General features: G+C 73.4%; 17 protein-coding genes. 12 read left to right on the top strand and 5 right to left on the bottom strand.

Annotated features, from left to right (window positions below; all coding sequences use genetic code 11):
• Nucleotides 1–29 precede the first annotated feature (29 nt).
• Complete coding sequence (locus ABD292_RS33665) at nt 30–2,957, bottom strand: bifunctional [glutamine synthetase] adenylyltransferase/[glutamine synthetase]-adenylyl-L-tyrosine phosphorylase (protein WP_344214520.1); 2,928 nt, start codon at nt 2,955–2,957, stop codon at nt 30–32.
• Between the two features lie 79 nt (nt 2,958–3,036).
• On the opposite strand from ABD292_RS33665, the gene ABD292_RS33660 reads away from it, so the two are divergent.
• Nucleotides 3,037–3,621, top strand: a complete 585-nt coding sequence (locus ABD292_RS33660; RefSeq protein ID WP_344214518.1) for an HXXEE domain-containing protein — start codon at nt 3,037–3,039, stop codon at nt 3,619–3,621.
• On the opposite strand, the gene ABD292_RS33655 is transcribed toward ABD292_RS33660, so the two are convergent.
• Nucleotides 3,587–4,402 carry a type 1 glutamine amidotransferase gene (locus ABD292_RS33655; RefSeq protein WP_344214516.1) on the bottom strand — a complete coding sequence of 272 codons (816 nt, stop codon included), beginning with the start codon at nt 4,400–4,402 and terminating at the stop codon, nt 3,587–3,589. The genes ABD292_RS33660 and ABD292_RS33655 overlap by 35 nt on opposite strands.
• Before the next feature lie 64 nt (nt 4,403–4,466).
• Between ABD292_RS33655 and ABD292_RS33650 the strand changes: the two genes are divergently transcribed.
• Nucleotides 4,467–5,324, top strand: a complete 858-nt coding sequence (locus ABD292_RS33650; protein WP_344214514.1) for an alpha/beta hydrolase — start codon at nt 4,467–4,469, stop codon at nt 5,322–5,324.
• Nucleotides 5,325–5,400: 76 nt separating this feature from the next.
• On the opposite strand, the gene ABD292_RS33645 is transcribed toward ABD292_RS33650, so the two are convergent.
• Nucleotides 5,401–6,114 carry a PaaI family thioesterase gene (locus ABD292_RS33645; RefSeq protein ID WP_344214512.1) on the bottom strand — a complete coding sequence of 238 codons (714 nt, stop codon included), beginning with the start codon at nt 6,112–6,114 and terminating at the stop codon, nt 5,401–5,403.
• Nucleotides 6,115–6,555: 441 nt separating this feature from the next.
• Here ABD292_RS33645 and ABD292_RS33640 point away from each other — a divergent pair, with 441 nt between their 5' ends.
• Together ABD292_RS33640 and ABD292_RS33635 are read left to right on the top strand one after the other, a co-directional pair.
• Nucleotides 6,556–7,182: an AAA family ATPase gene (locus ABD292_RS33640; protein ID WP_344214510.1), complete on the top strand. Its 627-nt coding sequence runs from the start codon at nt 6,556–6,558 to the stop codon at nt 7,180–7,182.
• Between the two features lie 161 nt (nt 7,183–7,343).
• Nucleotides 7,344–9,254, top strand: coding sequence for a S8 family peptidase (locus ABD292_RS33635; RefSeq protein WP_344214508.1), 1,911 nt, complete (start codon nt 7,344–7,346; stop codon nt 9,252–9,254).
• A gap of 66 nt (nt 9,255–9,320) precedes the next feature.
• On the opposite strand, the gene glnA is transcribed toward ABD292_RS33635, so the two are convergent.
• Nucleotides 9,321–10,682, bottom strand: coding sequence for a type I glutamate--ammonia ligase (gene glnA, locus ABD292_RS33630; RefSeq protein ID WP_344214506.1), 1,362 nt, complete (start codon nt 10,680–10,682; stop codon nt 9,321–9,323).
• A gap of 224 nt (nt 10,683–10,906) precedes the next feature.
• On the opposite strand from glnA, the gene ABD292_RS33625 reads away from it, so the two are divergent.
• On the top strand, nt 10,907–11,452 hold the full coding sequence (locus ABD292_RS33625) for an EF-hand domain-containing protein (protein ID WP_344214504.1): 546 nt from the start codon (nt 10,907–10,909) through the stop codon (nt 11,450–11,452).
• 8 nt (nt 11,453–11,460) lie between these two features.
• Nucleotides 11,461–12,513 carry a terpene synthase family protein gene (locus ABD292_RS33620; protein ID WP_344214502.1) on the top strand — a complete coding sequence of 351 codons (1,053 nt, stop codon included), beginning with the start codon at nt 11,461–11,463 and terminating at the stop codon, nt 12,511–12,513.
• Here ABD292_RS33620 and ABD292_RS33615 read toward each other — a convergent pair.
• Nucleotides 12,504–13,475: a DUF5937 family protein gene (locus ABD292_RS33615; RefSeq protein ID WP_344214500.1), complete on the bottom strand. Its 972-nt coding sequence runs from the start codon at nt 13,473–13,475 to the stop codon at nt 12,504–12,506. The genes ABD292_RS33620 and ABD292_RS33615 overlap by 10 nt on opposite strands.
• Before the next feature lie 60 nt (nt 13,476–13,535).
• Here ABD292_RS33615 and ABD292_RS33610 point away from each other — a divergent pair, with 60 nt between their 5' ends.
• From ABD292_RS33610 to ABD292_RS33585, 6 genes are all read left to right on the top strand, one after another.
• A complete protein-coding gene (locus ABD292_RS33610; protein ID WP_344214498.1) occupies nt 13,536–14,738 on the top strand; it encodes an MDR family MFS transporter in 1,203 nt (400 codons plus the stop codon).
• Between the two features lie 159 nt (nt 14,739–14,897).
• Entirely contained in the window at nt 14,898–16,385 is a 1,488-nt protein-coding gene (locus ABD292_RS33605; RefSeq protein ID WP_344214496.1) for a BTAD domain-containing putative transcriptional regulator, read from the top strand.
• A gap of 32 nt (nt 16,386–16,417) precedes the next feature.
• Nucleotides 16,418–18,193 (top strand): NAD+ synthase, encoded by a 1,776-nt coding sequence (locus ABD292_RS33600; RefSeq protein WP_344214494.1) that lies wholly within the window; start codon nt 16,418–16,420, stop codon nt 18,191–18,193.
• Between the two features lie 40 nt (nt 18,194–18,233).
• Complete coding sequence (locus ABD292_RS33595) at nt 18,234–19,244, top strand: hypothetical protein (RefSeq protein WP_344214492.1); 1,011 nt, start codon at nt 18,234–18,236, stop codon at nt 19,242–19,244.
• 4 nt (nt 19,245–19,248) lie between these two features.
• Nucleotides 19,249–19,749: a MarR family winged helix-turn-helix transcriptional regulator gene (locus ABD292_RS33590; RefSeq protein ID WP_344214490.1), complete on the top strand. Its 501-nt coding sequence runs from the start codon at nt 19,249–19,251 to the stop codon at nt 19,747–19,749.
• Between the two features lie 36 nt (nt 19,750–19,785).
• A complete protein-coding gene (locus ABD292_RS33585) occupies nt 19,786–20,853 on the top strand; it encodes a DNA alkylation repair protein (RefSeq protein WP_344214488.1) in 1,068 nt (355 codons plus the stop codon).
• The last annotated feature ends 5 nt before the right edge of the window (nt 20,854–20,858 follow it).

Raw genomic sequence — 20,858 nt, 5'->3', positions numbered from 1 at the left:
GCCTTGATACACCCGGGGAACGGCGGCCATCAACCCCCGTAGAAGACCCGTTCCACCACCTTGCGGGCGCGGCGGGTGACCCGGCGGTAGTCGTCGAGGAAGTCCTCCGAGCCGTCGGGCGGATAGCCGAGGGTCTGGGCGATGAGCCGGCGCTCGCCCGCGTCGCGCGGCACGCTGTCGCCGGGACGGCCCTTGACCAGCATGAGCGCGTCGCGTACGCGGGAGACGAAACGCCACGACTCGGCCAGCACGGCCTCGTCGGCGGGGGCCAGCAGCTCCTCGGCGACGGCGGCGCGCAGCGCGTCGAGCGTGCGGGTGGTGCGCAGCGACGGGAGCGTTCCCGCGTGCCGGAGCTGCAGGAGCTGGGCCACCCACTCCACGTCGGAGAGCCCGCCCGGCCCGAGCTTGGTGTGCAGGGCCGGGTCGGCGCCGCGCGGCAGCCGCTCGGCCTCCATGCGGGCCTTGAGCCGCCGGATCTCGCGTACGGCGTCGTCGGGCAGCCCGCCCTGCGGGTAGCGCAGCTCGTCCGCCATGGCGGTGAACGCCGCCCCCAGCTCCGCGTCGCCGGCCGAGAACCTGGCCCGCAGCAGCGCCTGCGACTCCCACGGCGACGACCAGCGACCGTAGTAGGCCCGGTAGGAGGCGAGCGTGCGCACCAGCGGCCCCTGGCGGCCCTCCGGGCGCAGGTCGGGGTCGATGAGCAGGGGCGGGTCGGGCGCGGGCAGCGACAGCAGCCTGCGCAGCTCATTGGCGACGGCGAAGGCCGCGTCGGTGGCCTCGCGCTCGTCCACCCCCGGACGCGGCCGGTGGACGAACATGACGTCGGCGTCGCTGGCGTAGGAGCACTCCAGGCCGCCGAGCCGGCCCATGGCGATGATCGCGAACGAGGTGACGTCGCCGGCCTTGCGGAGCGCGGCGTCGAGCGCGGCCTGGAGGGTGACGTCGTTGAGCGCCGACAGCGCGCAGCCCACGGCCTCGATGTCGATGAGGCCGGACAGGTCGGCCACGGCGGTGCGGAACAGCTCCCTGCGGCGCAGCGCCCGCACGGCCGCCACCGCGGTCTCCGGGTCGCCGTCGGCGACGTAGCGGGAGCTCGCCGCCGCGGCCTCGCCGGCCAGCGACTCAGGGGAGCGTACGGCGAGCTCCTCGTCCGAGCCGAGCAGGGCGACCGCCTCGGGGGCGTGCATGAGCAGGCCGGTGGCGTAGCGGCTGGTGCCGAGCACCTTGGCCATCCGCGCGGCCACGGCGGTCTCGTCGCGCAGCAGCCGGAGGTACCACGGGGTGGCGCCGAGCTTGTCGCTGACCTGGCGGAAGCCGAGCAGGGCCGCGTCGGGGTCGGGCGTGTCGGCGAACCAGCCGAGCATGACCGGCAGCAGCGTGCGCTGGATCGCGGCCCGGCGCGACACCCCCGAGGTGAGCGCGGCGATGTGGCGCAGCGCGCCGTTGGGGTCGAGGTAGCCGAGCGCCTCCAGCCGGTCGGCGGCGGCGGCCGTGGACAGCCGCGCCTCCGACTCCTGCAACCGCGAGACGGCCTGCAGCAGCGGCCGGTAGAACAGCTTCTCGTGCAGCCGCCGCGCCTCCCTGGCGTGCCGCCGCCACCGGGCGGTGAACTCCCCCACCGGGTCGGCGTGCATGCCGAGCGCGCGGCCGAGCCTGCGCAGGTCGGCCTCCGCGGTGGGGACGATGTGGGTGCGGCGCAGCCGGTGGAGCTGCAGCAGGTGCTCGACCCGGCGCAGGAACGCGTACGCCTCGGCCAGGCCGCGGGCGTCGTCGCGGCCGACGTAGCCGCCGCGGGCCAGGGCGGCCAGCGCGGGCAGCGTGGCCCGGCGGCGCAGCAGCGGGTCGAGCCGCCCGTGCACGAGCTGCAGGAGCTGCACCGCGAACTCGATGTCGCGCAGCCCGCCGGGGCCCAGCTTGAGCTGGCGCTCGCCCTCGGCGCGGACGTGCGCCTCGACCCGGCGGCGCATGGCCTGCACGTCCTCGACGAAGTGCTCGCGGGTGGCGGCCGCCCACACCAGGTCGTTGACGGCCTGGACGTAGGACTCCCCCAGCGCGAGGTCGCCCGCCACCGGACGGGCCTTGAGCAGCGCCTGGAACTCCCACGTCTTGGCCCACCGCTGGTAGTAGGCGAGGTGGCTGGCGAGCGTGCGCACCAGCGGCCCCGAGCGGCCCTCGGGGCGCAGGCCCGCGTCCACCTCCCACAGCGCGCCCTCGGGGGTGGTGGCGGTGCAGGCCCGCATCATGGCCTGGGCCAGGCGGGTGGCGGCGCGCAGGGCCTTGGTCTCGTCGGCGCCCTCGCGCGGCTCGGCGACGAAGATCACGTCCACGTCGCTGATGTAGTTGAGCTCGCGGGCGCCGCACTTGCCCATGCCGATGACCGCGAGGCTCACCTCCGAGGCGTCCACCTCGGTGCGGGCGACGGCGAGCGCGGCCTCGAGCGCGGCCCCGGCCAGGTCGGACAGCTCGGCCATGACCTCCTGCGGCGTGGCCTGCCCGGTGAGGTCGCGGGCGGCCAGGTGCATGAGCCGGCCCCGGTAGGCCACGCGGAGCGCCGTCAGGACGTCCTCGCCGGTCGCCGCCGGCTCAGGCGCGGCGGGGTCGGCTCCGACCGCGCGCAGCAGCTCGTCCCTGGGGTCGTCCTGGTCCGGCCGGGCCAGGCGGGCGATGTCGCCGGGGTGGCGTACGAGGTGCTCCCCCAGGGCGTCGCTGACGCCGAGCACGGCGAGCAGCCTGGTCCTGAGCCCGTCGTCGGCGCGGAGCGCGTCGAGGACGGCGGGGTCGCGTTCGGCGAGCCGGGTCAGGGAGCCGAGGGCGAGGTCGGGGTCGGCGACGTCGACCAGCGACTCCAGCAGGTCGTCGAGACGGGGGTCGGCCTGGCGGACGAGCTGGGCGGCCCGGGCGCCGTCAGCGAAACCGAGCTTGGCGAGTCGCGCGGCGGTGGATTCGATCCTGGGCACCTCTCCATTTTGCAGGAGTCGCGCCGATCGCCCTAGTATGACAACGCAACGTTGCGTTGTGTTTCGAGAGGAGGCCGGTATGACGGAGGGCGACGCGAGCCCGGCGGTGACGGCGGGCGTGACATGGGGGCTGCTGGCGGCGTGGGCCGTCCACGACGCCGAGGAGCTGGTCACGATGGCGGGCTGGCTGCGCGAGGCCCGGCCCTGGCTGGAGGAGCGGTTTCCCGACGTTCCGTGGGAGCGGCTGGAGATGTCGCAGGCGCACGTCAACGTGGCCATCGGCCTCATGGGCGGGATCGTGGCGGCTGCGGCGGCCCGCGGGGCGGCGACGGGCGGGCGCAGCCCGGCCTTCCAGACGGTGCTGGCCGGGTTCGGGGTGCACGGGGTGGTGCACCTGGCGCAGTCGGCGCTCGTCCGTGGCTACACGCCGGGGGTGGCGACCGCGCCCGTGGTGGTGATCCCGTACGCGTGGTGGGCGTGGCGGCGGCTCAGGGCCGCCGGGGTGCCCATGGACGCGGGCGGGCGGGCGGGCGTGGCGGGGCTCGCGGCGCTTCCCCTGGCGCTGGGGGCCGTGCACGGCCTGGCGCACCTGCTCACGCGCGCCCGCCGCCCGGAAGAGGGCGGGCCGCTCAGGCGCCGCCCGCTCCGGCGGCGCCTTCCCTGACGACGCCCGCTCCGGCGGCGCCTTCCCTGACGACGCCCGCTCCGGCGGCGCCTTCCCTGACGACGCCCGCTCCGGCGGCGCCTTCTCTGACGGCGCCTTCCCTGACGACGCCTTCTCTGACGACGGCCGCGAAGGCTTGCGCCACGGGCCGCCAGGCCGCGACGAGGTCCGGTTCCGCCGCCTTGACCTCACGGTTCAGGTCCTCGGCGGCGTCCAGGCCGGACTCGTACGTCCAGGAAGCGAAGATCTCCGGGGTGGCCTCGGGATGGAACTGCACCGCCCAAGCCGCCTCCCCCAGGCGGTAGCCCTGGTTCGGGTACTGCGAGCCGGTCATCAGCGGCACCGCGCCCTCGGGCAGCCGGGTCATCGCGTCCTGGTGGTACTGGACGGCGGGCACCGTGCCGACGCCGGCGAGCAGCCGGTCCTCGCGCGCGGCGGGCAGTGCGGAGACCTCGCACAGCCCCACCTCCAGGCCGTTCCCGCCCCGCTCCACCGCGCCGCCGCAGGCCAGGGTGAGGAGCTGGGCGCCGAGGCAGACGCCGAGCGTGGGCGTGCCCTCGTCCACGGCGCGGCGCAGCAGGTCGCGGGTGGCGGGCAGCCAGGGGCTGCGCTCGTCCTCCCAGGCCGCCGCCGCGCCGCCGAGCACGACGAGCCCGTCCGCGGCCCGCGCCGGCACCTCGTCCCCCAGGTACGGCCGGACGACGTCGCAGGCGATGCCGAGCCACCCGGCGAGATAGCCGAGCCCGGCTTCCCGCTCGTGCTCGATGACCGTGATTCGCATAACGGTAATTATGGGAGAAACTTCCCCATTGGCCAGCCTCGGCGGCGGTACCTAAGATCCGGGCATGACCTTCGCATTCGACGACGTGGACGGCCTGCGCATCGCCCGCGCCGGCTCCGGCCCCCGCCTGATCATCGCCGTCCACGGCATCACCGCCTCCCTCATGTCCTGGGGGGCGGTCGCCCGCCGCCTGCCGGACGACTGGACGCTCGTCGCCGTGGACCTGCGCGGCCGCGGCCACAGCGCGGGCCTGCCCGGCCCGTACGGGCTGCCCCGCCACGCCGAGGACGTCCTGCGCGTCGCCGAGCACGTGGGCGCGGACGGCGGCACGGTGCTGACCGGCCACTCCATGGGCGCGTACGTGGCCGTCCTCGCCGCCGCGCGGCGCGACTTCGCCCGCGTGGTGCTGGTGGACGGCGGCCTGCCGTTCCCGCCGCTGCCCGAGGGCGTGGACCCGGACGCGGCGCTGGCGGCGGCCCTGGGGCCCGCGCTCGACCGGCTGCGGCAGACGTACCCGTCGGCGGAGGCGTACGTCGAGTTCTTCAGGAACCATCCGGCCTTCGCCGGCCACTGGAGCGACGACGTCGAGGAGTACGTGCGCTACGACCTGACCGGCCCCGAGGGCGCGCTGCGCTCGCGCGCGGTGCCCGAGGCGGTGCGCGAGGACGGCCGCTGGCTGCACACCGAGCAGGCCGCGCTCTCGGCCGCGCTGGAGGCGGTCAAGGCGCCGATGACCCTGCTGCGGGCGCCGCGCGGACTGCTGAACCAGGACGTGCCGATGCTCCCCGACGACCTGGCCGCCCCCTGGACCGCCCGGCTGCCCGGACTGCGCGACGAGGTCGTCCCCGACTGCAACCACTACACGATCGTGTTCGACGACCGCTGCGTCGCGACCGTCGTGGACCGGCTCACGGCCCCGTGACCGGCGGAGACGAAAGCGCCCACCCCGCGGGGAGCGGGGTGGGCGGGACGTTCTCACGCCGGGGTCGGCGTGGGGGTCAGCGTGGAGCGATCCAGGTGGCCCGGCCGGCGGCCACCAGCGTGCCGTCCACTTCGTAGATGCCGCTCTCGCCGTACATCTTGCGGCCGTCGCGGCCGGTCGGGCGGGCGACCACGGAGTAGCGCCCGCCGGGGTGCACCTGGCCGTGGATCTGCACGGCGAGGCGGCCGAGCAGCGCGCTCTCGCCGGGGCCGAAGTGGGCCCAGCCGGTGATGCAGTCGAGCACCGCGCCGATGATCGAGGCCGGCACGCCGTCCTCGCCCGCGACCGTGAACGGCACCCGCCAGCCGGCCGCAACCAGGTCGGATCCGGGCACCGGGCCGGGGAAGATGCGCAGGCCGTCGCCCGGCTCACGCAGGCCGCAGGCGAAGCACTCGGCGAAGGGGTGCGCCTTGAGCCCGGCGAAGCCGGCCTCGGCGCGGGCGGCGTCGTTGAACGGCACGAAGCCCGGCCCCTTCAGGTCCTCGGCCACCGGGATGGCCTCGACGAGCAGGTCGTCACCGCGGGAGAGGGAGACGCTGTTGGCGACGTGCTCCAGCCGCAGCTCGGTCTCCAGCGGGGTGGGGGCATGGAGCGTGACCTCGACGGCTGATCGGCCACCGTTGAGCGCCTCCGCCATCGTCCCCGCGATCCAGCCGCCGTTGGCGACTCCTTCCGGGCCGCGGAAGCGCTGCGGAACGGTCAACACGGTCTGCAGGGCAGCCGTCGTCATGCCACACCCTCCTATGTCGCCACAAGGGCGCGAAGTCCTGAAATATCAAAAAGAACGGGCCGATTTTACTGGACTCCCGCTTTACCCGAGGGCAGGGGGGTCGTAACGTCCCGATCCATACACCGCTTAACGCCTCGAAGGGGTCCGATACTTCCCACCCTGGGTCGGACGCTAGGCACCGCACATGCCGCGGAGGTGACTCGGGGGTCAGAAGCAACGAAAATCGGTCTCACTCCGCGAGCTCTTCCGGAGTGAGACCGATCAAGGCGTTGGACAGCACTTTAGCTCGGGTTTCCGGCGTCCCGCACACCATTCGGCCGATACGAGCGGCCTTCGGGTTCCGTACGGATTCGCGCCGGGCCGCTTCCTCGGCCAGTCTGGGAGACACCCGCCCCCGCGAGGAGACACCGGGGGCGCACGGGGAGAAGGAGACGGTGGAGCGTGCTGGACGATCCGGCCTGCGCCGGCGCGGTGCGTTATCCGCCCGGCTCCCTGGTCATCCTGACCGGGCTGCCGGGCGCGGGCAAGACGACCCTGCTGCGCCGCCTGTACGGGCTGCACGGCGCGGAGAGCGCCCCCGTCGCCCGGGGAGCGGTCGTGGTGATCGACTCCTACCAGTCCAAGCAGCACTGGGCGGGCCGGCTCGGATGGGCGCCGCAGCCGGTGCGCCGGGCCGTCGTCTTCGCCACGCACCTGGCCCGCATCAGCCGGGCCCTGTCCTCCGGGCGCGCGGTCGTGGCGCACAACCGGGGCTGCGCGCCGTCGGTGCTGCGGGGCTTCGACCGGCTGGCCAGGTGGCACGGGGCGCGGCTGCACCTGCTGCTGCTGGACACGCCGCCGGAGACGGCGCTGGCGGGCCAGCACGAGCGGGGCAGGGTGGTCGCCGCGCGTACGTTCGCCCGGCACCGGCGCAGGTGGGAGGGGCTGATGGCGCGCGTCAGGAGCGGCGACCCGGCGCCCGCGGCCGTCGCCCACGTCATCGACAGGGACGCGGCCGCCCTGCTGGAGGCCATCGTGTTCGGGCCCGACCATGATCCGGTAAGGGAAGGTTTCCCCATAACGGAATAACCTCATTCCCACCGATTCCTCCGGTAACTCCTTACGCTGGCCCCTCAACGTCAACGGGGAACGTTCCGACGTCGGCCACGGGGAGCCGCGGAGTCGCTGAGCACTGCTCGCACTCCGCATGAGCGCCGGCGGATGGACCCCCTCAACCCCCCGGAGGTCCAGTGAGACTACGGTCTCTGCTGGCGGGCGCGTCCGTGCTCGCCTTCACCACCACGGGCGCGCTGACCGCCGCCCCCGCCCACTCCGCGGCGGGCGATCCCGAGGTCGCCAAGAACGTCACGGCCGAGGTGCGCGGCGGGCACAAGGTACGCGCCGTCATCGAGCTGAAGAAGGGCCAGAGCGTCGACGCGGTGGCCGCCGACACCGAGAAGGCGTCCAAGGGCACCCAGGTCGTCGACAAGAAGCTCTCCGACGACTTCCTGGTCGCCAACCTGGACAAGGCGACGCTGGAGGAGGTCAGGACCGACGACCGCGTCGCCGCCGTCTACGAGGACCGCCTGAGCGTCGCCACGCTCGACGTCAGCACCAAGCTCATCGGCGCCGACAAGGCCAACGCGGCCGGCTGGACCGGCAAGGGCTCGACCATCGCCGTCCTGGACACCGGCATCGACCGCGACCACCCGTTCTTCGCCGGCCGCATCGTCGGCGAGGCGTGCTTCTCCGCCACCTCCACGGACCCGTACTACGGGGCCAAGCCGCTCTGCCCCAACGGCCAGTCGGTGCAGACCGGCGCGGGCGCGGCGGACGCCGAGACCGCCGCCTGCGTCGTGAACGGCGCCAACCAGTGCTACCACGGCACCCACGTGGCGGGCATCGCGGCCGGCAAGAAGGCGGCGGGCGCCCCGTCGAACGGCGTCGCCCCCGAGGCGGGCATCCTGCCGATCCAGGTGTTCACCCGGCTCGACGGCCCGGTCTGCCAGGAGCAGCTGGGCAGGGCCGCGCCGTGCTTCGCCACCTTCGTCTCCGCGCAGAAGGCCGCGCTCCAGTACGTCGACAGCGTGCACGCCGGCAAGAACATCGTCGCGGTCAACATGAGCCTCGGCGGCGGCGCCAAGCAGACCCGGCACTGCGACACCGACCCGTCGGCCGGCGCGCTGAAGGACGAGATCGTCTGGCTCAAGCAGTTCGGCGTGAGCGTCGTGGTCGCCGCGGGCAACGAGGGCTTCACCGACGGCGTGTCCAGCCCGGCCTGCGTCTCGGCCGCGGTCGCCGTCGGCGCCACCGACGACAAGGACGCCGTGGCGGGCTTCAGCAACCGGGGCGCGCTGCTCGACCTGTTCGCGCCCGGCGTGCAGATCAACAGCGCCGCGCCGGGCGGCGGCTACCGGGTGCTCAGCGGCACCTCGATGGCCGCCCCGCACGTGGCCGGCGCGCTGGCGCTGGTGCGGCAGGCGTACCCGCAGCTGCCCGGCGAGGGCCGGATCGCCAAGCTGCAGGACACCGGCAAGGCCATCACGTACGGCGGCGTGACCACCAAGCGGATCGACCTGACCGCGGCCCTGCCGTCGAAGGCGTCCCCCTCCCCCACCCCGACGCCCACCGGCACCCCGACCCCGGGCCCGTCGGCGACGCCGACCAACACGCCGGCCCCCACGCCCACGACCTCGCCCGAGGACGGCCACAGCAACGTCGACCCCGGCATCTACGGCGACCCGCAGCCCGTGCCCGACACCTGCTCGCGCGGCAGGGGCGGCAAGCCGCTGAGCGCCAAGGCGTGGGCCGTGGAGATGCTGCGGGGCAAGGGCTCGCTGAGCAACGCCACGCTGCGCTGCTACCTCACGCTGGCCCAGAACGGCAGCAAGGTCTTCCCCGAGCTGACCGGCGCGGGCACGCTGGGCAAGGCGTACAAGGTGCTGAACACCAAGAGCAAGGCCGCCAAGGCGCTGCTCGACCGTGAGCTGCTGGCCGCCTGGCTCAACTACGCGCACGGCGTGTACGACTCCTCCGCCAAGGTGCACGGCAGGACGACGCTGAAGCAGGCCGTGGCCACCGCCGAGCGGCACCGCGCGGGCAAGAGCGCGGCCGCCATGAAGAAGGCGGCGATCTACCTGAACCGCCACGTCAACAAGTAGGGCGCCCGTCCGGTCCCGTCCCCACGCGGCCGGGACCGGACGGCCCCGGCCGCGGGACCGGCGGGCTCAGAGGATCGGCAGGTAGCGGCCGAGCTCGAACTCGGTGACGTGGCGGCGGTATTCGCGCCACTCGGCCCGCTTGTTGCGCAGGAAGAAGTCGAAGACGTGCTCGCCGAGCGTCTCGGCGACCAGCTCGCTGCGCTCCATGACCTCGATCGCGTCGTTGAGCGAGCCCGGCAGCGGCTGGATGCCGAGGGCGCGCCGCTCGGCGCTGGTGAGGGTCCACACGTTGTCCTCGGCCGCGGCCGGCAGCTCGTAGCCCTCCTCGATGCCCTTGAGCCCGGCCGCCAGGATGAGCGCGAAGGCCAGGTAGGGGTTGCAGGCGGAGTCGAGCGAGCGGAACTCGATGCGGGTGGAGCCGCCCTTGTGCGGCTTGTACATCGGCACCCGGACCAGGGCCGAGCGGTTGTTGTGGCCCCAGCACACGTAGGAGGGGGCCTCGCCGCCCTGGCCCGCGATGGCCTCGGCGCCGCCCCACAGCCGCTTGTAGGAGTTGACCCACTGGTTGGTGATGGCGGTGATCTCGGCGGCGTGCCGCAGCAGGCCCGCGATGAACGACCGGCCGACCTTGGACAGGCGGTATTCGGAGCCGGCCTCGTAGAAGGCGTTGCGGTCGCCCTCGAACAGCGACATGTGGGTGTGCATGCCGGAGCCGGGGTGCTCGGTGAACGGCTTGGGCATGAACGAGGCCCAGATGCCCTGCTCCAGCGCGACCTCCTTCATGACCAGGCGGAAGGTCATGATGTTGTCGGCCGTGGTGAGCGCGTCGGCGTAGCGCAGGTCGATCTCCTGCTGGCCGGGCGCGCCCTCATGGTGGCTGAACTCCACCGAGATGCCCATCGACTCCAGCATCATGATCGCCTGGCGCCGGAAGTCGTGTCCTGAGCTGTGCGGCGTGTGGTCGAAGTAGCCGCCGGAGTCGATCGGCTCGGGCCGCATGCCGGCCTCGGGACGGTTCTTCAGCAGGAAGAACTCGATCTCGGGGTGGGTGTAGAAGGTGAAGCCCATGTCGGCGCACTTGGCGAGGGTGCGCTTGAGCACCCAGCGCGGGTCGGCGTGCGAGGGCGAGCCGTCGGGCATCAGGATGTCGCAGAAGATGCGCGCGGCCCCCGGCGTCTCGCTGCGCCAGGGCAGGATCTGGAACGTCGACGGGTCGGGCTTGGCGAGCATGTCGGACTCGTAGACGCGGGCGAAGCCCTCGATGGCCGAGCCGTCGAAGCCCATGCCCTCCGTGAACGCGCCCTCCAGCTCGGCCGGGGCGATGGCGACGGACTTGAGGAAGCCGAGAACATCGGTGAACCAGAGCCGGATGAACCGGATGTCGCGTTCCTCGAGCGTGCGGAGCACGAACTCCTGCTGGCGGTCCAAGGCATCCCCTCATGCAGACAGTACAGGTCTTCTATCAGGATGCCGTGTCCGTGTTTCGCACAGGTTACGGGAGGTCGCGGTGAGGACGCCCCCGGACGGTCCCGCCGACGGGCCCGCCGACAGTCCCGCCGACAGTCCCGCCGACAATGCCGGTGCGAGCCTCGCTGACAAAGCCCCCGCCCCGTCTTACTGTGATCAACGCAGTCAGTCTCGGGGGAGGCAAGGTGGCTATCGACCTGCTCAATCACAAGCTCGATCGGGCCTTCGACCACATCGACGCGAACCGTAACGGGGTCGTCGAGCGTGAGGACCTGCTGGGCCTGGGGGCGCGCATCCTGGTGGGCTTCGGGGAGTCCCCCACCTCGGTCACCGGGGCGAGCCTCGTCGGGAGCTTCGACGGCATCTGGGCCACGCTGGCCCGGACGCTGGAGCGCGACGGCGACTCGGGCATCGCCCGCCCGGACTTCCGCACGGCCATGACGGCCGCGTTCGTGACCGGCGACTCCTACGACGCGGTGTTCCGTCCGGCCACGCAGGCGGTGGCCGAGCTGTGCGACGGCGACCGGGACGGCGACGTCACGATCGGCGAGTTCCGTACGATGCTGAGCGCGTTCGGCGTCGCCTACGACGACGTGGACGCGGCCTTCGACCGGCTGGACCGGGAGGGCCGGGGCACGCTGACCGTGACCGGCCTGGTCGCGGCCGCCGCCGACTTCTACCGCAGCGCGGACCCGAACGCCGCGGGCAACTGGCTGTTCGGCCCGCTGTGAACGCCCCTGTGAACAACACCACGAACAACACCGCGGACAACACCGTGAACAACACCGTGAACCAGGCGGAGAGCGCCACGGAGCAGACGGGCACCAACGTGTTCGCCACGGTGCGCACCGCGCTGCGCTCGGTCCTGACCTCGATGATGCCGCTGCCGCGCCGGGGCGGCTCGGCGGCGCTGGCGCTGCTGCCGCTGACCGAGCGGGTGCCCGCGATGGCCGAGCCGTGCCGGATGCACCCTTCCGTGTACGCGATCGAGGCCGCGGTCATCGACTGGGCGCGGCGCACGGGCCTGCGGGCCGATCCGGGCGTCGGCTTCCACCGGATGGCGGCGCGGGCGTTCGCCGAGTTCGACGCGGCCGCGGCGGCGCTGTTCGCGCAGTGGCTGACCTGGCTGTTCCATCTCGACGACGAGCTGGACGAGGGCGAGTGCCCGGTCGAGGTCTTCCAGGGCCTGCTCAGGGGCTCGGCCCGGCATCCGCTGGAGGCGGCCTTCGCCGACCTGTGGCGGGTGACCAGCGCGCGGATGAGCGACCGGTGGCGGGCCAGGTTCGCGGTGGGGCTGCAGCGTCAGCACGACGCCTGCCGCACCGAGGCCGACAACCGGGCGGCGCGCCGCATGCCGACCCTGGAGGAGTACCCGGCGCTGCGCAGGGGCACGGTCGGCCCCTACCTGTACGACCTGGTCGAGCCGTGCCTGCGGGTGGAGGTGCCGGACTGGCTGCACGACTCGGAGCCGTGGCGGCAGCTCGTGGACGCCTGCAGCGACGTCACCGCCTGGTGCAACGACGTCGCCTCGCGGCCGAAGGAGCGCGGCGACGTGCACAACTTCGTGGTGCTCGCGATGCGCCAGCTCGGGCTGGGCGAGCGGGAGGCGACCGCGTGGGTGCTCGACCGGATCGTACGGCGCTGCGAGGACATGCACACGGCCGCCAGGCGGCTGCCGCTGCAGGACCTCGCGCCGAAGGCGGCCAGGGACGTCAGCCTGGTGGCCTGCGCCTACCTGGCCGCGCCGCGCGCCCACCTGGACTGGCTGCTGGAGTCGGCCCGCTACGCCTGACCGGCCAGCATGTCGCCGGCGAGGGTGCGGCGGTAGACGACCTGTTTGCCGACCCGCATCCCGACGGCGAGCCCGCCGCCGCTGAGCACGCCGAGGTGCTGGCTGACCGCGCCAGGAGTGAGCGACATGCGGCCGGCCAGCGCCGAGGTGGTGGCGGGCTCGGCCAGCGCGAGCAGGATCCGCGCCCGGCTGCGCCCGATGAGCGCGGCCAGCGCGCCGGGCGCGGGCGGCGGCCCCTGCTCCCACAGGGTGCCCACGCCCAGCACGGGATAGACGAGCATCGACTGGTACGGGGCCGACATGACGGCCACCGACGGCCAGTGGAACGCGCTGGGCACGAGCACCAGCCCGTCGCCGTGCAGCCCGCCGGTGGCGCACCAGGGCCGGTCCACCAGCAGCCGCTCACCCGTCCAGGTGACGGCCGGGTCGAGCCCGGCGAACAGCTCGCGCGCCCCGCCCTGGGCGAGCTGACGGGAGCGGCGCAGCACGTCGCGTTCGAGCAGGGCGTACACACGGGGCCAGAACTCGGCGAAGCACGTCTCCCAGTACGCCTCCAGCGCGTCGGCCGCCCGCGTCACCGTGGCCTCCGGGTCCGCGGCGAGGCGGTCCAGCACGGCGGGGTCGGCCCGGCCGGCCTCGCGCAGGTGCGCCAGCTCGTCGAGGACCCGCTCGGGCGCGGTGCGCCTGACCCGCTCCAGCTCGGCGGCGAAGTCGGGCAGCGGCGTGTCGGGCGGCGGGGTGAGGAAGTCGGCCAGGTAGCCGGTCGGCGGCACGAGCGCCAGCAGCTCGGTGAGGTCCAGCCCGGCCAGCCGGGGGCGCACGGCCTTGATCCACGGCAGGTGCAGGGACTGGCGGGCCGGCCGCCGCAGGGTGCGCAGACTGGCGACGAGCTCCCACAGCGGGGAGAACGCGAACCGGATGCGGGCCACGTCCTCGGGCCGCATCACCCACGTGATGGACATCGTTTAAGTGTGGGCTAAATCGTTCGCCCCGGCCAACCCGGAGGTCGCAGTCTCTGGAGCATGTCGAGCACGTCCGTCGAGAAGCCCCCGTCGTTCCTGCGCGCCCAGGTGGGCGGGCTGCCCCGTCCGTTCTGGGCCCTGTGGGGCGGCACCCTGGTCAACCGCCTGGGCACCATGGTCATGCCCTTCACCGGCGTCTACCTCACCCAGGCCCGCGGCCTGTCGGTGACCGCCGCGGGGCTGGTGATGGGCGTCTTCGGGGTGGGCTCGCTGCTGTCGCAGCCGCTCGCGGGGATGCTGACGGACCGGATCGGGCGGCGGGCGACGCTGTCGGGCGGCATGCTGGCCAGCGGCGCCGCGATGCTCGCGCTGGGCTACAGCGTCTCGCTGCCGGCCGTGCTCGCCTCGATGCTGGTGCTCGGGGTGGTCATCGACCTCTACAGGCCGGCCTCGAACGCGCTGGTCGCCGACCTGGTGGGGCCGGCGGAGCGGCCGCGGGCGTACGGGCTGCTGTTCTGGGGGATCAACCTCGGCTATTCGGTCGGCATGACGGCGGGCGGCTGGCTCGCCGGGCTCGGGTTCCTCTGGCTGTTCTGGATCGACGCGGTCTCCTGCGTGGTCTTCGCGGTGCTGGTGTGGCGGGCCGTCCCGGAGACGCGGCCCGAGGGGGCGCGGCAGGCGACCGGCGGGTTCGGCGCGGTGCTGCGTGACCGGGTGATGGTCGCGTTCACGCTGGTCGTGCTGGGGAACGCGCTGGTGTACGCGCAGACGATGACGATGCTGCCGGTGGCCATGACGAAGGCGGCGGGGCTGTCCACGGCCCAGTACGGCACGGCCATGGCGCTCAACGGCGTGCTGATCGTGGTCGTGCAGCCGCTGGTGTCCGGCTGGCTCGGCCGCCGGGACCCGGCACGTACGTTCGCCCTCGGCCTGGCCGTGATGGGGGCCGGGTTCGCGCTGACCGCGTTCGTCACGAGCACCCTGGGGCTGACGGCGACCATCGCGGTGTGGACGGCCGGCGAGATCGTCACGGCGGGCATCGCCGGCACCATCGTGGCCGCGCTGGCGCCGGAGGAACTGCGCGGCCGGTACGCGGGGCTGTTCGGGCTCGCCTGGTCGGCGGCGGCGGTGCTGGCCCCGCTGCTCGGCGGGCCGCTGCTGGAGCTGGGGCCGCGGGCGCTGTGGTTCACGATCGGCGCGGTCGGCCTGGCCTCGGCCGCCGGAATGCTGGCCCTCGGCCCGGCCATCCGCCGCCGCGCCTGAGCCCCGCTCCGGGTTCTCGTTGAGAAAATTTTGATCTTTTGTTGGCAGTCCGCCGATAATTTTCACCACACGGAAAGGCATCCCCGTGACGACCACGACCAGAACTGTGACAATTCGCCATATGCCGGAACACGTTCTCCCTCTACAGTTACGCCTGACATGCTGACCTTCACCGCTCTCGGACCGTTCCAAGCCTGGACGGACGGTTCCCCTCTCGACCTCGGCGGCCAGAGACAGCGAGCGGTGCTCGCGCGCCTGCTCGTGGCCGGTGGCCGCGCCGTGCCCGTGAACACCCTCATCGACGAGCTCTGGCCGGGCAATCCGCCCGCGCAGGCCCTGTCCACCATCCAGGGCTATGTCTCCCGGCTGCGCCGCGCCCTGGAGCCCGGCCGCGCGCCGCGCGAGGAGGCGGAGGTGCTGGTCTCGGCCCCGCCCGGGTACGCCCTGCGGGCCGGCACCGGGCAGGTGGACGCCTGGCGCTTCGAGAGCCTGGTGAAGTCCGACGGCCCGCCCGCCCAGGTGTGGGCCGACATGGAGACCGCGCTCGGGCTGTGGCGGGGACCGGCGCTGGCCGAGTTCGCCGACCTGAGCTGGGCCGTGACCGAGGCGAGCAGGCTGGAGGAGCTGCGCCTCATCGCCGTGGAGCGGCGGGCCGACGCCGGCCTGGCGCTCGGCCGGGCCACGTCCCTGGTGGCCGACCTGGAGGCGCACGCGGCCGAGCACCCGCTGCGCGAGGAGGCCTGGCGGCTGCTGGCCGTGGCGCTCTACCGGATGGGCCGCCAGGGCGACGCGCTGGCCGCGCTGCGCCGGGCCCGCGCGGTGTGGCGCGACGAGCTGGGCCTGGACCTGACGGCCGGGCTCAAGCGGCTGGAGGCGGACATGCTGGCGCAGCGGCTGGAGGAGCCCTCTCCCGCCGCTCCGCCCGCCACTCCCCCTGCCGCCTCCTCCGAAGCCCCGGTTGCCGCGTCCGGCGGCGTGCTGCGTGTGCTCGTCGCCGACGACCAGGCGCTGGTACGGGCCGGCGTGAAGGCCATGATCGCCAGCGATCCCGGCGTCCGCCTGGCCGGCGAGGCGGCCAACGGCGAGGAGGCCATCGCGGGCGTGCGCGCCACCCGGCCGGACGTCGTGCTGCTCGACATCCAGATGCCGCACCTGGACGGCCTGGCCGCCGCCCGCCGCATCCTGGCGGGGGAAGATCCGCCCAAGGTCGTCATGATGACCACGTTCGGCAGCGACGAGAACCTGTACGCGGCGCTGCGGGCGGGCGTGAGCGGCTTCCTGCTGAAGACGGCGCCCCCCGAGCAGTTCCTGGCGGCGATCAGGGCGGCGGCGGCCGGGGACGCGCTCATCGACCCGGCGATGACCACCCGGCTGATCTCGGCGTTCGCCGGGCGCACCGACCCGTCCTCTCCCCCGGCGCTGGCCGGCCTCTCCGACGCCCGGCTCGACGTGCTGAAACTCGTCGCGCGCGGGCTGACGAACCGGCAGATCGGCCAGACGCTGTCGCTGCCGGAGGAGGAGGTCGGGACGCTGGTCAAGTCGCTGCTCGAACACCTGGGGCTGTTCGACCGGGCGCAGCTCGTCATGACGGCGTACGAGTCGGGTTTGGTGACTCCTGGCGAAAAAGCGCACTTTTCGTCGCTTTGACGATAAAAATCGGGGGTACTAGGCTGGGGCGCGTGGCACAACTGCGCATCGCCCTGGCACAGACGAACCCGACCGTAGGCGACCTGAGCGCCAACGCGGACCGGCTGGTCGAGCAGACCCGCGAGGCCGCCGAGCGCGGCGCTCACCTCGTCGTCTTCACCGAGATGTTCCTCACCGGCTATCCCGTCGAGGACCTGGTGCTGCGGACGTCCTTCGTGGACGCCAGCATCCGCACCCTGGAGCAGGTGGCGCGCAGGCTGCGGGAGGAGGGCCTCGGCGAGCTGCCCGTGGTGGCCGGCTACGTCGACCGCGCCGGCCTCGCCCCCCGCGTCGGCCAGCCGAAGGGCGCCCCGCTGGACGCCGCCGCGGTCCTCTTCCGTGGCGAGGTGGTCGCCCGGACCGCCAAGCACCACCTGCCGAACTACGGCGTGTTCGACGAATACCGCTACTTCGTGCGCGGCGACCGGCTGCCGATCTTCCGGCTGCACGGCGTGGACGTCGCCGTCGCCGTGTGCGAGGACCTCTGGCAGGACGGCGGCCCGGTGTCCGTCGTCGGGCAGGCGGGGGCGGGGCTGCTGGTGGCGCCGAACGCCTCGCCGTACGAGAAGGAGAAGGACGACGTCCGCCTGGAGCTGTGCGCGCGGCGGGCCCGCGAGGCCGGCTGCGCGCTGGCCTACGCCAACCAGGTCGGCGGGCAGGACGAGCTGGTCTTCGACGGCGACTCGCTGGTGGTTGACCGCTCGGGCGAGCTGGTCGCGCGGGCCGGGCAGTTCCGCGAGGAGCTGCTGGTGGTGGACCTCGACGACCTGCCGGTCTCGGACGCGGAGACGGGCTCGTTCCCGTACGACGCGGGCGACGGCACCACGATCACCGTCGACCGCCTGGTGCTGTCGGCCGAGCCCGTCGCGCCCCGCCCGGCCGAGCCCGCGCCCGTCGCCGACCGGCTGGACCCGCACGCCGAGGTCTACTCGGCGCTGGTGCTCGCGGTGCGCGACTACGTCGCCAAGAACGGCTTCCGCTCGGTCATCCTCGGCCTGTCCGGCGGCATCGACTCGGCGCTGACCGCCACGATCGCCGCCGACGCCATCGGCCCCGACCGGGTGCACGTGGTGCTCATGCCCTCGCGCTACTCCTCCGACCACTCCGTGGCGGACGCCGAGGAGCTGGTGCGGCGGCAGGGTCTCCATTCGCGGATCGCGCCGATCGCCGACATCGTGACCGCGTTCGAGAAGGAGATCGAGCTGTCGGGCCTGGCCGCCGAGAACCTCCAGGCCCGGGTGCGCGGCATGATCCTCATGGGGCTGTCCAACCAGAACGGCCACCTGGTGCTCACCACCGGCAACAAGAGCGAGCTCGCGACCGGCTACTCCACCCTCTACGGCGACTCGGCGGGCGGCTTCGCGCCGATCAAGGACGTGCCGAAGACGATGGTGTGGGAGCTGGCCCGCTGGCGCAACGCCCACACCCGCCCCGGCTTCCTGCTGGAGGCCGAGCGGCCGATCCCGGAGAACTCGATCGTCAAGGAGCCGAGCGCGGAGCTGCGGCCGGACCAGCGCGACACCGACTCGCTGCCGCCGTACGAGGTGCTGGACCGGCTGCTCGACGACTACGTCGAGAAGGACATGGGCTCGCAGGAGCTCATCGCCGCCGGGCACGACCCCGAGCTGGTGACGCGGGTGATCCGGCTGGTGGACCTCGCCGAGTACAAGCGCCGCCAGTACCCGCCGGGGCCGAAGATCACGCCGAAGAACTTCGGCAGGGACCGCCGCCTGCCGATCACCAACCGGTGGAGGGAGACCACCGCCTGAGTCTTGTTCAGCATGCTGAACGATTCGCATAATGTTCAGCATGCTGAAGGATTTGCGGGCCGGGCCCGTACTGGTCATCGGCGTGGCCGCCAGCGCCGCGCTCACCGGGCTGGTCTGGCTGCTCGGGCAGCGGCTCCAGGGCATCACCCTGCTCCCCGACCAGGGCGCCTCCTGGTACTACTGGAAGCTGCCCGAGCCCACCGTCTGGACGCGCGCCTCGGCCTGGCTGTGCTACGCCGCGCACCAGGTCGCCTTCTGGTGGCTCATCCACCGCGCCCAGACCCGCGTCCGCAGCTACACCTCCGGCCTGCACCGGCTCAACGTCGTCGCGCTGGCCGTGAACACCGGCTTCGTCGTCCTCCACCTGCTCCAGACCCAGCTCTTCTACGACGGCCTGGCGCAGGACGTGTCGATCTTCAGCTCGCAGGGGTCGGTGATCCTGCTGCTCGTGGCGGTGCTGCTCATGGAGAACCGGCGGCGCGGCCTGTTCCTCGGCCGGCCGGCGCCCATCAGGCAGGAGATCGTCGCCTTCGCCCGCCGCTACCACGGCTACCTGTTCAGCTGGGCGGCGGTCTACACGTTCTGGTACCACCCGATGGAGAGCACCAGCGGCCACCTCATCGGGTTCATGTACATGTTCCTGCTGCTCCTGCAGGGCAGCCTCTTCCTCACCCGGGCGCACACCAACCGCTGGTGGACCCTCACCCTGGAGCTGGCGGTGGCGGCGCACGGCACGCTCGTGGCCGTCATGAACAGCGGCCCGGACGGGATGTGGCCGATGTTCCTGTTCGGCTTCCTCGGCGTGTTCGTCGTCACCCAGATGCACGGGCTCGGGCTCGGGCGGGGGCCGCGGTGGGCGCTCGGGATCGCGTACGCGGCCGGCGCCCTCGTCGTGTACGGCCTGCGCGGGGACCTCGCCGGGGTGTCGGCCGTGGTGCGCATCCCGGCGATCGAGTACCTGCTCGTGGGGGTGCTGGCGGTGCTGCTGTGGCTCGGCCTGCGAGCGGCCCGGCTGGGCCGGCCCCGGGAGGCGGCCCGTCTGGAAGAATGAACGGGTGGCGGAGGAACAGCTCACCCCTGGCGACCCGCGCATGGACACCGGCGGCGACGCGCGCGACCCGCTCGTGGACGCCCCCGGAGACATGCTCGCGGACGTCAGCTCCTGGCCCGTGGGCCGGTTGCTGTCGGTGGCGGCGCGCCTGGTCGAGCGGCGCTTCCACGACTTCCTCGCCGCCCACCAGCTCTCCCACGCCGGCCTGATCGCCCTGCACCACCTCACCCCCGGGCCACGGACGCAGCGCGAGCTGGCGGCGGCCTGCCGCGTCACCGACCAGACCATGAGCCGCACCATCGAGCACCTGCGCCGCTCAGGCCACGTCGTCAAGCGCGCCGACCCCGGCGACCGCCGCCGCATGCTCGTGGAGCTCACCCCGGCCGGGGACGCGGTCCTCGCCATGGCCCGCGAGAAGGAACGCGACTCCGGCGACCTCCTCGGCGCCGTCGAGGACTACGACCGCTTCCGCGAGGAGCTCATCCGCCTCATCACCGTCACCTGACGGGTTTCTGTCGGTGGCGGCTGGCAGAGTCTCCACGTGGCGCAACCTCTCAAGGACATGATCAACCTCCGGTCCGTCTCCACGCTGGCCGACGGGCTGGCCGCCGCCTGGCCGCCGTTCCCCCGCGACCGGTTCGTGGCGCGCGCCCTCGGCGGGCTCGCCGGGCTGGAGCTGAAGGACCGCGTCAGGCACGTGGCCGACGCCCTGCACGAGGCGCTGCCCCTGCCTTACCCGCAGGCGGCCGCCGTCGTGCGGGAGAGCGCCGCGCACGCGAGGCTCGACCTGTGGAGCGGCTGGCCCGCCACCGAGCACACGGCGGTCCACGGCCTCGACCACCTGCACCCGGCGATGGAGACGCTGGCCACGCTCACGCCCCACGCGACCGGCGAGTTCGCCGTCCGCCCCTACCTCGAACGCCATCGCGACGACGCACTCAAGATCATGCACACCTGGGCCGAGTCCCCCGACGAGCACCTGCGCCGGCTGGCGTCGGAGGGCACCCGGCCGCGCCTGCCCTGGGCCACCCGCGTGGGCTGGCTCATGACCCCCGGCCCCACGCTGCCCCTGCTCGACCGCCTGCGCGACGACCCCAGCGCATACGTCCGCCGCTCGGTCGCCAACCACGTCAACGACCTCGCGAAGGACCACCCGGAGGCGGCGCTGGCCCTGCTGGCCCGCTGGCGGTCCGACGGCGGCTCCCACGTCGAGAAGGTGCTGCGGCACGCGGTGCGCGGCCTCCTGCGCTCCGGCCATCCCGAGGCGCTCGCCCTGATGGGAGCCGTGCCCGGCAGCGGCGAGGTGGAGTCGCTGTCCCTGGAGGCCGACACGGTGGCCGTGGGCGGCAAGCTGGCCTTCACCGTCACGGTCACCTCGGGGGCGGCCGGGCCGCTGCTGCTCAAATACGCCGTCCGCCGTCCGGGCTCGCGGCGGGTGTTCCATTTGGGTCAGCGGGAGGCGGCCGCGCCGGGGGCCACGTTCGTGGTGCGCAAGTCCCATTCCTTCCGCCCGGTGACCACCCGCGACGAGCCGCCCGGCCCGCGAGAGCTCGACGTCATACTCAACGGCCGCACCGCCGCGACCACCGCCTTCACCCTCACCCCTTGAGGCCG

This window comes from Nonomuraea bangladeshensis (assembly GCF_039529455.1).
Classification (GTDB): Bacteria; Actinomycetota; Actinomycetes; order Streptosporangiales; family Streptosporangiaceae; genus Nonomuraea; species Nonomuraea bangladeshensis.
Note: the sequence above shows the minus strand (reverse complement) of the source record. Positions and strands in the feature narration are given on the sequence as shown.

Bases quoted from the DNA above. Each gene is read 5' to 3' on its own strand.
- ABD292_RS33660 (WP_344214518.1), top strand. From the start codon at position 3,037: ATGACGGAGGGCGACGCGAGCCCGGCGGTGACGGCGGGCGTGACATGG.
- ABD292_RS33655 (WP_344214516.1), bottom strand. From the start codon at position 4,402: ATGCGAATCACGGTCATCGAGCACGAGCGGGAAGCCGGGCTCGGCTAT.
- ABD292_RS33650 (WP_344214514.1), top strand. From the start codon at position 4,467: ATGACCTTCGCATTCGACGACGTGGACGGCCTGCGCATCGCCCGCGCC.
- ABD292_RS33645 (WP_344214512.1), bottom strand. From the start codon at position 6,114: ATGACGACGGCTGCCCTGCAGACCGTGTTGACCGTTCCGCAGCGCTTC.
- ABD292_RS33615 (WP_344214500.1), bottom strand. From the start codon at position 13,475: ATGTCCATCACGTGGGTGATGCGGCCCGAGGACGTGGCCCGCATCCGG.
- ABD292_RS33610 (WP_344214498.1), top strand. From the start codon at position 13,536: ATGTCGAGCACGTCCGTCGAGAAGCCCCCGTCGTTCCTGCGCGCCCAG.
- ABD292_RS33605 (WP_344214496.1), top strand. From the start codon at position 14,898: ATGCTGACCTTCACCGCTCTCGGACCGTTCCAAGCCTGGACGGACGGT.
- ABD292_RS33595 (WP_344214492.1), top strand. From the start codon at position 18,234: ATGCTGAAGGATTTGCGGGCCGGGCCCGTACTGGTCATCGGCGTGGCC.